The sequence below is a fragment of the Hydrogenovibrio crunogenus genome, from assembly GCF_004786015.1.
In the GTDB taxonomy this organism is placed as follows: Bacteria; Pseudomonadota; Gammaproteobacteria; order Thiomicrospirales; family Thiomicrospiraceae; genus Hydrogenovibrio; species Hydrogenovibrio crunogenus.
The window spans coordinates 1,636,184-1,653,049 of record NZ_CP032096.1; the positions used below are offsets into that span (position 1 = coordinate 1,636,184).

Below are 16,866 nucleotides of genomic sequence, written 5' to 3' on the forward strand. Positions count from 1 at the left end.
AAAAACAAACCCCGCATGATGCGGGGTTTTTTTATGCCTGTAGAAAACCGATAAGCTTGATAAATGCTACAAGGTTCGAATTTTATAAAGCCACTTCTTCAATATCATAGATAAACTAGGCTTAACCACAATTGGGTGTTTAAATTTCAACACCACTGCCTGAGTTTCTGGATTAAAAAGTGGGTGATGATACCACCCCTGAATATCAGGTTCCTCCAGACCACTGTCTAAAGCAATTAACTGCCAAGGTAAAAAAACAGACGGGTCTTCACTTTCAATCCCATTCGGCGAAATAGACAACGGCACTTTCTTTTCTACAATAACCGTTTCTGTTTGCCCTCCTTCTGTCCAGAGTCGAACTACTTCTTCCTCTTCCAACAAAGTACCATAAGGTAAAAACAGATATTGTGCCGATAAATGCGTTACCGGATTATCGGTTAATGGCGGACCTTCTGGAAAGCTGAACTGACAAAAATTACCCGGGCAACAAGACATAACTAAATTCCAAATGACTTTTAAAAAAAAATTAAAAGTGTAAAATAATTAATAAGTTAGCGAAAACTCTCATCAAACGAGAGCCCTCGTTTCACCTTTTATAGCAAGGAGTGCAAGATTATGGCTGTTGAATCTCTTAATGCAACAAATGCATCCTCCCCATACATGAACGACCTTTTTAAGGTGAATCAAAGTTTAACATCCGGCTCTAGAATCAACAACTCAGCTGATGATGCCTCTGGACAAGCTATTGTCACCTCTTTAACCACCAAAATTAAAGATCAGGACATAGGCGTGCAGAACGCCAATGCGGGTATCAATTTGCTTCAAACTGCTGACGGTGCCAGCAACAGCATTACACAGCAATTACAACGACTCAGCGAATTAAGCCTTCAAGCTCAGAACGGAACCTATTCCGATGCGCAGCGTTCGATGCTTGACCAGGAATTTCAGCAAGGTTTAAAAAGTATCAATCAATTCGCAGAATCAACTTCATTCAATGGCATAAAATTGCTCAATGCTGATACACCTGCCATTGATATTGCACTGGGACCAGACAATACATCTACCCTTCAGCTACCAGATTTAACAACCAATAGCTTAGGGCTGACAGGAACAGACATTTCAACTAATAGCAATGCTGAAGCCGTTCAATCTCAGATTACAGATGTGTTAGGGCTTATCTCAGACAGTCGCGCTCAACTGGGTTCCCAGCAAAACGGCTTGGTTTCAGCGGCTAATAACTTAATGAACCAAAATGTAAATTCTCAATCGACCCGCAGCCAAATCAACGATACAGATTACGCCAAAACAGTAACGGACCAAGCACGACAGCAAGTATTGAACAATGCCTCTGTCGCGATGTTGGCGCAAAGAAATCAAAATTACGGGAATGTCTTACCATTATTGAATTAAATACATCATTAAAAATGGCCAGGCCTGGCCATTTTTAACACTCAAGCCTTGCAATTCAGCTCTTTCAAATCCAAGCAATATCAACCCCGTAGTACTTGGTTTTCCAGACCACCTTAGGTATAACATTCGGTTCTTTAATCCAAAACCTATTTTCTCTCCTAAAAGCTTTTTTTGATTTGCTATAATCCCAAGAATTTAATAATAAAATGCGTTAAAACCCCCTGATTTTTACACTGCTATAACGAAAAATCGTCAACAGTCCATCAGGTTCATTGAGCGTTCAAAACTAGACAAGAAGACATACAAAAAACATGGAAAAACATTTCGATCCTAATTCTATTGAAACAAAGTGGTATCAAACTTGGGAAAAAAGCGGCTACTTTAAGCCACAGACGAGTACGACTGGCGAACATTACAGCATCATGATTCCACCTCCCAATGTAACGGGAAGCCTTCATATGGGGCATGCCTTCCAAGATACCATTATGGACACGTTGATCCGTTATCACCGTATGCGCGGCGACGAAACACTTTGGCAACCAGGAACGGATCATGCTGGTATCGCGACCCAAATGGTGGTTGAACGTCAATTGGCTGCCAAAGGGTTAAGTCGTCATGATTTAGGGCGTGATGCTTTTATTCAAAAAATCTGGGAATGGAAAGCCGAATCAGGTGGCACCATTACTCAGCAACTTCGTCGCCTAGGCGCCTCTCCTGACTGGAGTCGTGAACGATTCACTATGGATGACGGCTTATCTGATGCCGTTAAAGAAGTCTTTGTACAACTGCATGAAGAAGGGTTGATTTACCGGGGGAAACGCTTGGTGAACTGGGATCCAGTTCTGCATACGGCGGTTTCCGATTTAGAAGTCCTTTCAGAAGAAGAAATGGGCAGCTTATGGCATATGCGTTATCCTTTATCCGATGGATCAGGACATTTAATTGTCGCCACCACTCGCCCGGAAACGATGTTTGGGGATCAAGCTGTTGCAGTTCACCCTGATGATGAACGTTATCAAAACCTGATTGGCAAAACCATTACCCTACCATTGGTTGGCCGCGAAATTCCAATCATCGCAGATGACTATGTCGAAATGGAATTTGGTACCGGTTGCGTTAAAATCACGCCAGCCCATGACTTTAACGATTATGAAATGGGCAAGCGCCATAACCTTCCAATGCTGAATGTCATGACAATCGACGCGGCAATGAATGAAGAAGTGCCTGAAAAATACCAAGGTCTAGATCGTTTTGAGGCAAGAAAACAAGTCATTGCCGACTTAGAAACTCAAGACTTAATGGAAAAAATTGTACCGCACAAACTCATGGTACCGCGTGGTGATCGCTCACATGCCGTCATCGAACCCTTCTTAACGGATCAGTGGTATGTTGCCGTACAAGAGCTTGCCAAACCCGCCATTGACGCAGTAAAAAATGGAGACATTGAATTTGTTCCAAAAAATTGGGAAAACACTTATTTTGAATGGATGAACAATCTTCAAGACTGGTGTATCTCTCGACAAATTTGGTGGGGGCATCGAATCCCGGCCTGGTACGATGAGGCAGGCAACGTTTATGTTGCGCGCTCCGAAGAAGAAGTCCGCTCTAAATACAATCTGGATGCGAGTCATTCTCTCAAGCAAGATGATGATGTTTTAGACACGTGGTTCAGCTCAGCTTTATGGACATTCTCAACACTTGGATGGCCTGAAAAAACAGTCGAACTTGAAAAGTTCCACCCTACATCAGTTTTGGTAACGGGCTTTGACATCATCTTCTTCTGGGTAGCCAGAATGATAATGATGACACTTAAATTCACAGGTGAAGTCCCTTTCAAACAAGTCTATGTCCACGGTCTTGTTCGAGACAGTGAAGGCCAAAAAATGTCGAAGTCCAAAGGTAACGTATTGGATCCTATTGACCTGATTGATGGCATTGACCTTGAAAGCTTGGTTGCTAAAAGAACCACAGGCATGATGCAGCCGGAAAAAGCCGCTAAAATTGAAAAAACAACCCGTAAACATTTTGCTGATGGTATTGAATCATACGGTACAGATGCACTACGTTTTACCTTTGCTTCATTGGCTTCTACTGGGCGGGACATCCGTTTTGATTTAAATCGATGTGAAGGTTATCGAAACTTCTGTAATAAGCTGTGGAATGCTACACGTTACGTCCTCATGAATACAGAAGAAAAAGACACTGGTACAGACGAAACACTTGATACCGAACTTTCACTTGCGGATAAATGGATTATTTCCAAACTACAAAATGTGGAAACAGAGGTTGCCAAACACTTTGATCAATACCGTTTCGATTTGGCAGCGCATACCTTATATGAGTTCACTTGGAATGAATATTGTGATTGGTACTTGGAATTAGTTAAACCAATTTTAAATTCAAAAACAGCCACAGAAGCTCAACAGCGCGGCACTCGCCAAACGTTGGTAAGGGTTCTTGAAACGATTTTGCGTTTATTGCACCCTATTACGCCTTACATTACAGAAGAAGCTTGGCACAGCGTAGCATCGCTTGCTGGAAAAACCGGCGATACAATCATGCTACAACCCTATCCACAAGCGAATGAAGCTTTGATTGATACTGCTTCCGAACAAGAGCTGGAATGGGTTAAGCACGTTATTATGGGCGTTCGTAAGATTCGTTCAGAAATGGATATTGCGCCAAGCAAAGCCCTGCCAATCCTTCTAACCAACTTACAAGACCAAGATAAAACATGGTTAGAAAATAACCGCGTTTTCCTACAAACCTTGGCGAAATTGGACACTATTACGTTATTGGATAATGAAAAAGAAGCGCCGGAATCAGCTGTAGCATTAGTTGGCGAAATGAAGATCTTAATCCCAATGGCCGGTCTCATTGATAAGGAAGCAGAATTATCTCGACTTTCAAAAGAAATCAAACGACTTGAAGGTGAAGTAAAACGTTTCAATGGTAAATTATCAAACGAAAGCTTTGTTTCTAAAGCACCGGAAGCAGTAGTTGAAAAAGAAAAGCAAAAGTTACAAGACACTGAAACTGCACTAAAAAACTTAAAGGATCAATATGAAAAAATTAGTCAAATCTAACAAAACCATACTTTCATTAATGATTGCCGTTAGTGCATCGGCAATCACCTATAGTTCAACTGCGCTTTCAGAAGTTCAGTCAGGATATACGCATTATGTAACGGACTCAATCGAAATTCCGTTCAGAAGCCAACCTGGCTATAAATACAAAATATTGAGAATGCTCAAATCAGGTACAAAAGTCACGATTTTGGAAGTGAATGATGACGGCTGGGCAAGACTGATCTACAACCATAATGGTAAAGATATTGAAGGCTGGATGCCATCCAGCGTTCTACAAAACCAACCGATTGCTAAAGTTCAAGTGCAAAAACAAGAACGCAAAATAGCTAAAATTGAAAAGGAACTGAATCAGTTAAACTTGGAAAAGAATACACTTCAGAATCGTTTTAATGATACGGCTAAAGAGCTAAAAGAAGTAAAACAAGACAACTTTGAACTCAACAAGCAACTTGAAGAAATCAAAGCAATTTCAGGCAACGCCATTCAGCTTAACAATGAAAACAAACAAATGGCACAACAAATTGAAAAGCTCAACAATGAAAATGCCATTATGAAAGAACAAATTGATCAAGCCAAAGATGTGGTTCAGCGCCAATGGTTCTTAACAGGTGGTGGAGTTTTATTACTGGGTCTTCTACTTGGCCGTTTTTTCAGAGTACCTAATCGTAGAAACAAATGGAACACTCTATAAGAATTTAGAAAACATTCTTTTAAAAAGCCCACCTCTGAGTGGGCTTTTTTATCCTCTTAGCTTTTATAAACCTCAAGCACAGTCACACCTTTCGTCATTCTCTACTGCGATAGGTACAACCCTACATTCATCAACATTAATAATTACCATATCCTCTGTGACATATCCGATTAAGATCAAGTAAGTGTTTGAATAATACTAAATTTATAACACTCATAAACAACGCGCTCACAGCAGCCACGGCAGCGGTCAATAAATGGGGTAGCCAAGGCTTGGTTAATGCCAGTCATTAATCATGTACTGAGACTGGTTATCCTTTGATATCGTGTTAATTCAATCAAGGCTGTCAGTGTATTTTCAGCAGAGATCAGCAACACTGAATTTTAGACAAAAAAAAAGCCCGTAGTGATTGAACACACACGGGCTTTTCGGAATATAAGCTTGGGGATGACCTACTCTCACATGCCACCTGACACACTACCATCGGCGCTAAGACGTTTCACTTCTGAGTTCGGAAAGGGATCAGGTGGTTCCATCTTGCTATTGTCCCCAAGCAATTGGGTTATGTAAGCGGTTCATTGTCATGAACCACTCACTGAATTTGGAAAAATCTCTGTTTAAATCTTAACTTAGGCTTCAATGCTCTTTAGAGTCTTACTCAAGCTCAAACATGTCAACCTTCAGTTCATCCATTGATAAACAAAAGTTACTTTTGAGTTGTATAGTTAAGCCTCACGGGTAATTAGTACAAGTTAGCTTCATTCATTACTGAACTTCCACACCTTGCCTATCAACGTCATAGTCTTTAACGGCCCTTTAGAAGACTTAAAGTCTAGGGAGAACTTATCTTGGGGCAGGTTTCCCGCTTAGATGCTTTCAGCGGTTATCCTTTCCGATCATAGCTACCCAGCAATGCCATTGGCATGACAACTGGAACACCAGCGGATCGTCCACTCCGGTCCTCTCGTACTAGGAGCAGCCCCCCTCAATTCTCCAACGCCCACGGCAGATAGGGACCGAACTGTCTCACGACGTTCTAAACCCAGCTCGCGTACCACTTTAAATGGCGAACAGCCATACCCTTGGGACCGACTTCAGCCCCAGGATGTGATGAGCCGACATCGAGGTGCCAAACACCGCCGTCGATATGAACTCTTGGGCGGTATCAGCCTGTTATCCCCGGAGTACCTTTTATCCGTTGAGCGATGGCCCTTCCACACAGAACCACCGGATCACTAGAACCTGCTTTCGCACCTGCTCGACGTGTCTGTCTCGCAGTCAAGCACCCTTTTACTCTTGCGCTCATTGCACGATGTCCGACCGTGCTGAGGGTACCTTCGCGCTCCTCCGTTACTCTTTAGGAGGAGACCGCCCCAGTCAAACTACCCACCATACACTGTCCCTGGGCAGGATTCACTGCCCTAGGTTAGAACCTCAATAATATCAGGGTGGTATTTCAAGGATGGCTCCACAATGACTGGCGTCACTGCTTCAAAGCCTCCCACCTATCCTACACAGATAGTATCAAAGTCCAGTGCAAAGCTGTAGTAAAGGTTCACGGGGTCTTTCCGTCTAGCCGCGGGTACGCAGCATCTTAACTGCGAGTTCAATTTCGCTGAGTCTCGGGTGGAGACAGTGTGGCCATCATTACGCCATTCGTGCAGGTCGGAACTTACCCGACAAGGAATTTCGCTACCTTAGGACCGTTATAGTTACGGCCGCCGTTTACCGGGGCTTCGATCAAGAGCTTCGCATAAGCTAACCCCATCAATTAACCTTCCGGCACCGGGCAGGCGTCACACCGTATACGTCATCTTTCGATTTTGCACAGTGCTATGTTTTTAGTAAACAGTTGCAGCCACCTGGTCTCTGCAACCCCCACTAGCTTAGAGAGCAAGTCTCATCACCGGCAGGGGCACACCTTCTCCCGAAGTTACGGTGTTATTTTGCCTAGTTCCTTCACCCGAGTTCTCTCAAGCGCCTTGGAATTCTCATCCTGACCACCTGTGTTGGTTTGGGGTACGATTCTTTATAACCTGAAGCTTAGAAGCTTTTCTTGGAAGCATGGCATCAACTACTTCGTCCAAAAGAGGACTCGTCATCAGTTCTCAGCATTAAGATCCCGGATTTGCCTAAGATCTCTGCCTACTACCTTAAACTTGCAACCATCAGCAAGCTAGTTTAGCCTTCTCCGTCCCTCCATCGCAGTTATAAAAAGTGCAGGAATATTAACCTGCTTCCCATCGACTACGCCTCTCGGCCTCGTCTTAGGGGTCGACTAACCCTACGTCGATTAACGTTGCGTAGGAAACCTTGGTCTTTCGGCGAGGGAGCTTTTCACTCCCTTTATCGCTACTCATGTCAGCATTCGCACTCGTGATACCTCCAGGATGCTTTACAACACCCCTTCGCAGGCTTACACGACGCTCCTCTACCATGCCATAAATGGCATCCACAGCTTCGGTACACTACTTAGCCCCGTTAAATCTTCGGCGCAGGCCGACTCGATCAGTGAGCTATTACGCTTTCTTTAAAGGATGGCTGCTTCTAAGCCAACCTCCTGACTGTCTAAGCCTTCCCACATCCTTTCCCACTGAGTAGTGTTTAGGGACCTTAGCTGGTGGTCTGGGTTGTTTCCCTCTTGACAACGGACGTTAGCACCCGCTGTCTGTCTCCCATGATTGCACTTGTTGGTATTCGGAGTTTGCAATGGGCTGCTAAGCCTTGACGGCCCGCTAGACCATAACAGTGCTCTACCCCCAACAGTGAGACATGAGGCTCTACCTAAATAGATTTCGAGGAGAACCAGCTATCTCCGGGCTTGATTAGCCTTTCACTCCGATCCACAGCTCATCCCCGCATTTTTCAACATACGTGGGTTCGGTCCTCCAGTACCTGTTACGGCACCTTCAACCTGGCCATGGATAGATCGCCCGGTTTCGGGTCTACGCCATGCTACTAAACGCCCATTTAAGACTCGGTTTCCCTTCGGCTCCCCTATTCGGTTAACCTCGCAACATAACGTAAGTCGCTGACCCATTATACAAAAGGTACGCAGTCACCCAACAAGTGGGCTCCTACTGCTTGTACGTACACGGTTTCAGGTTCTATTTCACTCCCCTTCAGGGGTTCTTTTCGCCTTTCCCTCACGGTACTGGTTCACTATCGGTCGGTAGAGAGTATTTAGCCTTGGAGGGTGGTCCCCCATGTTCAAACAGAATTTCACGTGTTCCGTCCTACTCGAATAACACTTAATAAGATTTCGCATACAGGACTATCACCTTGTATCGTCACACTTTCCAGAGTGTTCTGCTATCTTAATAAATGCTTTAGGGCTGGTCCCCGTTCGCTCGCCGCTACTTGGGGAATCTCGGTTGATTTCTTTTCCTCTGGGTACTTAGATGTTTCAGTTCTCCAGGTTAGCCTCCCATAAAGGGATATCCATAAAGGATGGGTTTTCCCATTCGGAAATCCACGGATCAAAGCTTGTTTACTAACTCCCCGTGGCTTATCGCAAGTTACTACGTCCTTCATCGCCTTCTACCGCCTAGGCATCCACCGTGTACGCTTAGTCACTTAACTATACAACTCAAAAATAACCTTATGCCTTTTGTTAACTCCACAAGTCCTGGTAGCTATACCATTTATGAACTGCTTCTGTTTATAAGATCTAATGAGTGTACGCAACTAAAAGTTTTTACGCTGACATGTTCTCGCTTGAGTTTGTATCGTGATTTTAATATCGGAACCTTTACATTCGTCATATCAAAATCATTGAACTCTTAAGATACATTGTTACCTCGTTAGCCCAGTCGTTGGAGACAACTGGACTAACTCAATAAACTGGCGACACTTTAACCTAATTAAAGTTTAAAGCGCTGTCGTTATCATCAAATAACGCCAGTTTATTGTTTCTAAGTTTATTTTTTAACTTAGAGATTTTTCCTAATTTTTAAAGAACTTCTTTGTTTCTATCAGCCAATATGACTGTTAATAAACTCTAGCTACTTTTGTAACTAAAACTCATTAACAGGGATATTGGTGGAGCTATGCGGGATCGAACCGCAGACCTCCTGCGTGCAAGGCAGGCGCTCTCCCAGCTGAGCTATAGCCCCAATCGGGTAATCAGCAGGTGATCTTTCTTCCCCTGATTTTAATTTCTGACTAATCAATTAGTGCAAAAATTGGTGGGTCTGGGTGGATTTGAACCACCGACCTCACCCTTATCAGGGGTGCGCTCTAACCAACTGAGCTACAGACCCAGGTCGTTCTCATCTTTTCAGTAATTCAGAAATAATTTATGTGAAAGCTAGCTTAAGCTCGCAACCGTCTTTGTCTTAAAGGAGGTGATCCAGCCCCAGCTTCCGCTAGGGCTACCTTGTTACGACTTCACCCCAGTCATGAATCACAAAGTGGTGAGCGCCCTCCCGAAGGTTAGACTACCCACTTCTTTTGCAACCCACTCCCATGGTGTGACGGGCGGTGTGTACAAGGCCCGGGAACGTATTCACCGTGACATTCTGATTCACGATTACTAGCGATTCCGACTTCACGGAGTCGAGTTGCAGACTCCGATCCGGACTACGAGAGGTTTTATGAGATTCGCGCACTGTCGCCAGTTGGCTGCTCTTTGTACCCCCCATTGTAGCACGTGTGTAGCCCATCCCATAAGGGCCATGATGACTTGACGTCGTCCCCGCCTTCCTCCGGTTTATCACCGGCAGTCTCATTAGAGTTCTCAACTAAATGTTAGCAACTAATGATAAGGGTTGCGCTCGTTGCGGGACTTAACCCAACATCTCACGACACGAGCTGACGACAGCCATGCAGCACCTGTCACTGCGTTCCCGAAGGCACCAATCTATCTCTAGAAAGTTCGCAGGATGTCAAGGGATGGTAAGGTTCTTCGCGTTGCATCGAATTAAACCACATGCTCCACCGCTTGTGCGGGCCCCCGTCAATTCCTTTGAGTTTTAATCTTGCGACCGTACTCCCCAGGCGGTCAACTTATCGCGTTAGCTACGCTACTAACCTTTTTAATAAGGCCAACAGCTAGTTGACATCGTTTACGGCTTGGACTACCGGGGTATCTAATCCCGTTCGCTACCCAAGCTTTCGCACCTCAGCGTCAGTTTTAAGCCAGGAAGTCGCCTTCGCCACTGATGTTCCTCCAGATATCTACGCATTTCACTGCTACACCTGGAATTCCACTTCCCTCTCTTAAACTCTAGATTGCCAGTATCGGATGCAGTTCCTAGGTTGAGCCCAGGGCTTTCACAACCGACTTAACAGTCCGCCTACGCGCGCTTTACGCCCAGTAATTCCGAATAACGCTTGCACCCTCTGTATTACCGCGGCTGCTGGCACAGAGTTAGCCGGTGCTTCTTCTAAAGTTAACGTCAAACTAAGCAGGTATTAGCTACTTAATCTTCCTCACAATTGAAAGTGCTTTACAACCCTCGGGCCTTCTTCACACACGCGGCATGGCTGCATCAAGGTTTCCCTCATTGTGCAATATTCCCCACTGCTGCCTCCCGTAGGAGTCTGGGCCGTGTCTCAGTCCCAGTGTGGCTGATCATCCTCTCAAACCAGCTATAGATCGTCGCCTTGGTAAGCCTTTACCTTACCAACTAGCTAATCTAACGCGGGCTCATCCTTTAGCGATACCTTCCAAGGAGAGGGCACCTTTACTCCGTAGAGCATATTCGGTATTAGCATACGTTTCCATATGTTGTCCCCAACTAAAGGGTAGATTCCCACGCGTTACTCACCCGTCCGCCACTCGACGCCCAAGAACGCACACCGAAGTGATTGTTCTTGTCGTTTCCGTCCGACTTGCATGTGTTAGGCCTGCCGCCAGCGTTCATTCTGAGCCAGGATCAAACTCTTCAGTTTAATCTTGATTATGTTTTTTTAGTGAGCTTTGCTGCTCATAAACTCTCGAAATTAACAAGGTACATGTTTTACCATATACATAGTTGTCGAGATTTTTTATATTTGCGGTTACTCACTTAAGTAACTTCCACATAAATTATCTCTGAATTACCTGATTTTTAAAGAACTCTTGGTCTTCCTCACCGAGCCGTTTCACTTCGTGTTCCGTCTCAGTAAGCCGCGTATTATAGGCTTAACTTTCAATCAGCGTCAAGCTTTTTTTACGCTTTTTTTTTGAAGCTTTTATTCTCGATTTTCATCTCAAACTTCCACTCAAAAAACCCTTTTAAACATCTCCAAACTCCGCGGCCTTAGCTGCTTTATTTGGGCTCTGTTTGAAAGAGATGCGTATTCTAACCGCCACCCAGTTTTTTGCAACCCTTTTCTTTACTTTTTTTAAAGTTTTTTGCATTTTATTCTGAATCGAGAATTGAACCGCCTTTAATGTCCGACTGTCCTTTTAGATTTATTAGGTCTAAATTCAATCCTTTAGCTTTAATGTCTGGTGCTTCAAAGGTCCCTTTGACCTCATAACGATAGGTCACTAAATCTTCATTCACGATGGGCACAATCTTCATGAATGCGTAAGCAGCCAAACCTGCAATCGGCGTCGCCAACCCACTAATCGCCGCTATCGCCGGTAATGAACTTCCGATTGACGGCGTAATTTCGGCCGATAGGTCCAACTCTTTTTGTATTAAGTTCACTTCGCCAAAGACTTTTGCTTTTGCCGCCGGCGCTTTTAGATTCAGTTTTTCAAACCCAAAAACGCCTCTGTTAAACTGCCCTTCCCCTTTAATTGAGTCGTAAGCGAGTCCGGCATCGGTGACATCTTTAATATTTAGCTGTAAGCGTCTTGCGAGCGATTCAAAACTGAGAAGCCCGATAAGCCTTGCAATACCAGGTTCAGCATCTTTAATAACCCCATCCTGCAATGTAAACGAAACATCTCCTTTTAGACCTATTAAAGAATAGCATTGGTAGTTACCTTTCCAATTTAAATTGACAGTCATCTCTGCCTTTTTCCCTTTAAACCCTTTTTTAAGCCCTAGGAACAACGTTAGGTTCTCAACATCGTTCGAATCAGCTTTACCCGACAGATGGCTGATGTTATTGACTTTGCTATATTGATAACGTCCATTAAAAACGCCTTTCACACCCTCTGGTTGAATATTAATCTTTGACAGCGTTAACATTTCCGTCGTATCCGTCATATTAAAACTTAAGTGTGCTATTTTTTTGCCATTAAGGTTAATATTGTTTCCTTGAAAATAAACTTTTGTTTCAGATACAACATCACCATCGGATTCTTTGCATGGTTTTTTCTTTTCAAGTTCTTCTGGATTTTTAACGGGAGAGATCATGTTAAGTTTTGATAATTTAACTTCATAATCTCCATTTGACAGTTCGTTCGCAACAGCATCAATATCAGGGCCTTTAATGCTCATCGCTAAACTTGATTGTTCTTTTTCCTTAACCGTTATCCAGTTAAGGTTGATGTCATTAAAATCATAATCCGCTAAGATCACTTTATTTAAGTGTAAATTTGATCCTTGCCAACTTGCTTGAGGTGCCTGATTCTTTGAAGAAGGAAGTTTAAGGGATAACTTTTCTTTTATTTGTGGCCAGACTCTCATCCACTCATCCAAGTTGACCTTGTCTAACTGACCTGTCATAAAAAAATTATTACCAGAATCCAGTGCGGGGACAGACTGACTCCCACCTACAATGGCGACAAACTGATTAAAGGATTCATCCGAAAAAGAGTATTGCGTTTTGCCTTTTATCAAGTCACCGACTGTAAACTGAATATCAAGTGCATCTTCGCCGACCTGTATTGTGGAACGAGCACTTTTAGGACGGATATGAGTCTCCCTCAAACTTTCATCACTCAACGGAGCAGGAAGCGCACTCACTAAATGCGTCAAATCGGCTTCGGCAATAACCTTTATGCGATTTTTACTTTTAAATGGAATCTGGATGGCGGTTTTCCATGGTAAACGACCTTGATAAAGCGCTTCATTAAAAGTGGCCTCCCCCTCAGAGTTGATAATGGCCTGATCATTTTGGGTCTCAATTGAGGTATGAACGCGTCCGTCTTGAAAGAGAGCGGATATTTTTTGAGCTGAAACTTTTTGTTCCGTAAAATTCAGCCGCCCTTGAACATCTTTAAAGGTCAACCGATCATATAACGTTAACGCCACTTTATTAAAATCAACTTGACCTTTAACAGACTCTTCTTTTTTATCATAGCCATAAACGGGTATCCAAATTTTAGGAAGGTCAACCGATACAGGTCCAGATAAATCCGTATGCTCTTGTAAGAACGACGCCATGCCAATCTTTTCAGCCAATGGCGTTTTTAGAAAATAGGCAACCGCTTCTTTTCCATTCCCTTCAGCCTTCCCCTTTACTTGAACGGCAATATTTTTAGTATCCAAAGCATTGATATCAACCACAACATCATGTCCTGTCATCTTACCCAGCATAACTTGTTCAGAGGTAATTTGAAGGTCATAAGGAGTAAATCTCAATTTTGCCGAAAAGTCTTCCAGGGCAGGCCAATCTGGCTGGAACTTTAGTTCCGCTTTATGAATATCTGCTGTTGCCTCAAAAAGGCCTTCTTGATGTCTAAAAGGAAAGTCATTTAAATCCCCTTTGACTCTTAAACGCCCTTTGATCCCCTCTCCTTTAACAAGAGCTGTCTTTAACCAATTTTCAAGCTTGGAAGACATTAAATCATATGGAAGATACTGTTTAACGAAAGACAGCTTGTCGGGTTCGATTGTCATATCCAAATCAAGCTTTCCAGAAAAATCACCCGTGGCAGTTAAATTTACGGGCATTGAATTAAGTGTAAAACGCGTATCCTTTGTTTGCCACTGATGATTTTGTTGAATCAGTTTAAGGTGCAGCCCTTCTTTCAAGTTCAAAGCAATCGGATTGGAGCTGATAACATTAATTGACAAGTTGATTGGATGAGGTGTTTTCAACCAAATATCTTTTTCATTTTTTTCAACCTTTAAATCATTCAGAGCCAGGCCTGGTAGGTTTTTATCGGCAGGAAGCTGAATACTCGGCACTTGAAGCGTCAAATACTTTAAATCTAGAGTGTCTAAATTTAATAAGCCTTCCACATTCTTTAAGCTCAGGGCTTTTAAATTTTTACCAAACCCTTGGTAATCAAACTTTGATGTAAGTAATTTAAAAAAAGGCTTTAGCACATTAAAATCCACTTTATCGGCTTGAAACTTTAAAGTTCTATTGTTTTTCAAGCTCAAATAAATAGGAGATATGGTTTTTAAATACTCTTTACCAAAACGAATCTTTTCTAATTCAAATTGCCAGTTTTCTAACGCATTCCCGCTGAATTGGTTTGTCGCGACCCAGTTCAATCCAATTCCGATGCTTTTGGGTAATAAATGGTCATTTTCTGGCCAAGTTAAATCCTGAGCATTACTGGTAATATTAAGCTTGGAGAGCTCCCCTTTTTTAACATCAAGAGAAAGGTCCCCTAATATTTCACCGGTAGGTAAGGTTTCAATCCAAGTTTCAGGCATCACTTGATACAAATTCGCCAAATTCAAAGGGGTTAAAAAATGAGCCGAAAAACTGCCTTCTTCTGGTTTTCCCCATAAATTAATATCAAAATCACCCTTTACTTGTAGCTGAGTTGAAAGCTCTTGCTGAGCATGAACACTTAACACCCCACCAAAAGACCACTTAAGGCCTCGATAGGCTTGAAAGGAATCAATGCCTAACGTAACCCTTCCATTCTCTTTTGCTTTTGAACTAAAAGAGACACCTTCTAGGTTTACAACCTTCCATATTTTATTAATTGATAGAGATTTCCAATTCTCTGAAACAATCTGCCATATATCCATTTCGTTCGAGGCATCGTCGTCTTTGCTTTCATCCAAAGAAAGGATGTCTACTTGCAAACCGGACACACCCAAACGATTACCAAAACTCATATCTGGGAAGAAAGGAGAAAAGATATTAAGATCCCCCTTGGCAGATGCCAAAGTGGCAGCTCTGGTCGAATCTTCATAACTGACGTTTTGAACTTCGAAATCCAATCCTAACCAGCTCTGATCTATCGCAATTTTTTCAACTTTTATTGTCGAGTCATTCCACTGTTCAACATACGATAAAAATTGTTCTGGCGCATATTGCACCCAGGTAATCACCCCCCGAACCATTAATAAGTAAGCGACAAACAGGGCTAACAGGATAAATAATAACTGTTGAATCCGTCTCAACATTTATGAAATCACCACATCGAATTGCTCAATAAAGTAGCCACCTTCTGCTTGAAAACGAATGCTTTTATTCAAAAACGTTTCAAGCTCCGCTACATTTCCTGAAGCTTCATCCAGAATATAAGAAACAACCGGTTCAGAAGCGATAACTCGGTAATATTCAGCATCGAAAGACTTCGCCATACGCGTTATTTCTCTGAACACTTCAAATGCAATTGTCTCCGGTGTCTTAACCGTTCCACGACCATGACAAACCGGACAAGGTTCACAAAGGATTCTTTCGAGGCTTTCGCGTGTTCTTTTGCGTGTCATTTCGACTAAACCTAAATTCGAAATTTCTGTGATAGACGTTTTAACGCGATCTTTTTGCAACTCTCTCTGTAGCGCAGAATAAACGGAGGCTTTGTGCTCTTTATCATCCATATCAATTAGATCAAGAATAATAATACCGCCTAAATTTCTTAAGCGCAGCTGTCTAGCTATGGCTTGAGTGGCCTCTAAATTGGTTCGATAAATCGTTTCTTCTAAATTTTTATGACCAACAAATCCCCCCGTGTTGACATCAATGGTTGTCATGGCCTCCGTTTGGTCGATAATCAAATAACCGCCCGATTTAAGATCCACTCGCTTTTCCAGTGCTTGCTGAATCTCATCTTCAATACTGTAGAGATCAAAAATAGGCCTTTCTCCTGAATAAAGCCCTAACTTATCTGATAAATCCATCACATAGGCACTGGAAAACTCAACCATCTTTTTATAAGTCTCAGCGGAATCGACGCGAATAATCTCAATTCGGTCAATGGGAATATCTCTCAAAATATGTAAATACAGTGGTAGATCTTCGTAAATTAAAGCCGATTTTTTAACGCCTTTTGCTTTTTCTTGAATAACCGACCAAAGCCGTTGCAAATAAACCAGATCGGCTCTCACCTCATGAAAATCAGCGCCTTCTGCAACCGTTCTCACAATATACCCACCATCTGATTCTTTTGCTTCCGGTATAGAATGGATTATTTCCCGAAGTCTTTCTCTTTCGTCCGCATCTTCAATTTTTTGAGATACACCAATCATTTTTTCATCTGGCATATAAACCAGCATTCGTGAAGGAATCGTCACATGCATGGTCAACCGTGCCCCTTTCGAGCTAATAGGGTCTTTGACCACTTGAACCATCACTTTTTGTCCAGCGTGCAAAAATTTTGTGATGTCCTCACAACCTTCTTCCATTTCTTTGCCAATAGCTCTTTTACAAATATCAGAAACGTGCAGAAAAGCAGTTCTTTCCAAGCCAATATCAACAAAAGCGGCTTGCATCCCAGGTAATACTCGATCAACCTTGCCTATATAAATATTGCCGACCAGACCTCTTTTATTCGCTCGTTCGATCCAAACTTCCTGTAACACACCATTTTCTACCCAGGCCACACGAGTTTCTGAGGGAGTCACATTCACCAATACTTTTTCTTCGTTATACATAAAA

The 16,866-nt window shown here is 42.8% G+C and carries 6 protein-coding genes, 2 tRNA genes and 3 rRNA genes; 3 read left to right on the forward strand and 8 right to left on the reverse strand.

Annotation, left to right across the window (positions count from 1 at the left end; all coding sequences use genetic code 11):
• Positions 1–66 precede the first annotated feature (66 nt).
• Positions 67–495, reverse strand: a complete 429-nt coding sequence (locus GHNINEIG_RS07895; protein ID WP_135796142.1) for a hypothetical protein — start codon at positions 493–495, stop codon at positions 67–69.
• A gap of 120 nt (positions 496–615) precedes the next feature.
• Between GHNINEIG_RS07895 and GHNINEIG_RS07900 the strand changes: the two genes are divergently transcribed.
• From GHNINEIG_RS07900 to GHNINEIG_RS07910, 3 genes are all read left to right on the forward strand, one after another.
• Complete coding sequence (locus GHNINEIG_RS07900; protein WP_135796143.1) at positions 616–1,410, forward strand: flagellin N-terminal helical domain-containing protein; 795 nt, start codon at positions 616–618, stop codon at positions 1,408–1,410.
• Between the two features lie 311 nt (positions 1,411–1,721).
• Positions 1,722–4,496, forward strand: coding sequence for a valine--tRNA ligase (locus GHNINEIG_RS07905; protein WP_135796144.1), 2,775 nt, complete (start codon positions 1,722–1,724; stop codon positions 4,494–4,496).
• Positions 4,474–5,190, forward strand: a complete 717-nt coding sequence (locus GHNINEIG_RS07910) for a TIGR04211 family SH3 domain-containing protein (protein WP_223260857.1) — start codon at positions 4,474–4,476, stop codon at positions 5,188–5,190. The genes GHNINEIG_RS07905 and GHNINEIG_RS07910 overlap by 23 nt, the downstream gene beginning before the upstream one ends.
• 439 nt (positions 5,191–5,629) lie before the next feature.
• Here the strand turns inward: GHNINEIG_RS07910 and rrf are convergent.
• The 7 genes from rrf to rng form a co-directional block, all read right to left on the reverse strand.
• Positions 5,630–5,744 (reverse strand): 5S ribosomal RNA (rrf, locus tag GHNINEIG_RS07915).
• 167 nt (positions 5,745–5,911) lie between these two features.
• Positions 5,912–8,772 (reverse strand): 23S ribosomal RNA (locus GHNINEIG_RS07920).
• Positions 8,773–9,229: 457 nt separating this feature from the next.
• A tRNA-Ala gene (locus tag GHNINEIG_RS07925) sits at positions 9,230–9,305 on the reverse strand.
• Between the two features lie 70 nt (positions 9,306–9,375).
• Positions 9,376–9,452: transfer RNA gene (locus tag GHNINEIG_RS07930), tRNA-Ile, on the reverse strand.
• Positions 9,453–9,529: 77 nt separating this feature from the next.
• Positions 9,530–11,085, reverse strand: a 16S ribosomal RNA gene (locus GHNINEIG_RS07935).
• Together the 16S, 23S and 5S rRNA genes with 2 tRNA genes alongside form the textbook arrangement of a ribosomal RNA operon.
• Before the next feature lie 452 nt (positions 11,086–11,537).
• Positions 11,538–15,389, reverse strand: a complete 3,852-nt coding sequence (locus tag GHNINEIG_RS07940) for a YhdP family phospholipid transporter (RefSeq protein WP_135796145.1) — start codon at positions 15,387–15,389, stop codon at positions 11,538–11,540.
• On the reverse strand, positions 15,390–16,862 hold the full coding sequence (gene rng, locus GHNINEIG_RS07945; protein ID WP_135796146.1) for a ribonuclease G: 1,473 nt from the start codon (positions 16,860–16,862) through the stop codon (positions 15,390–15,392).
• Positions 16,863–16,866: the final 4 nt, after the last annotated feature.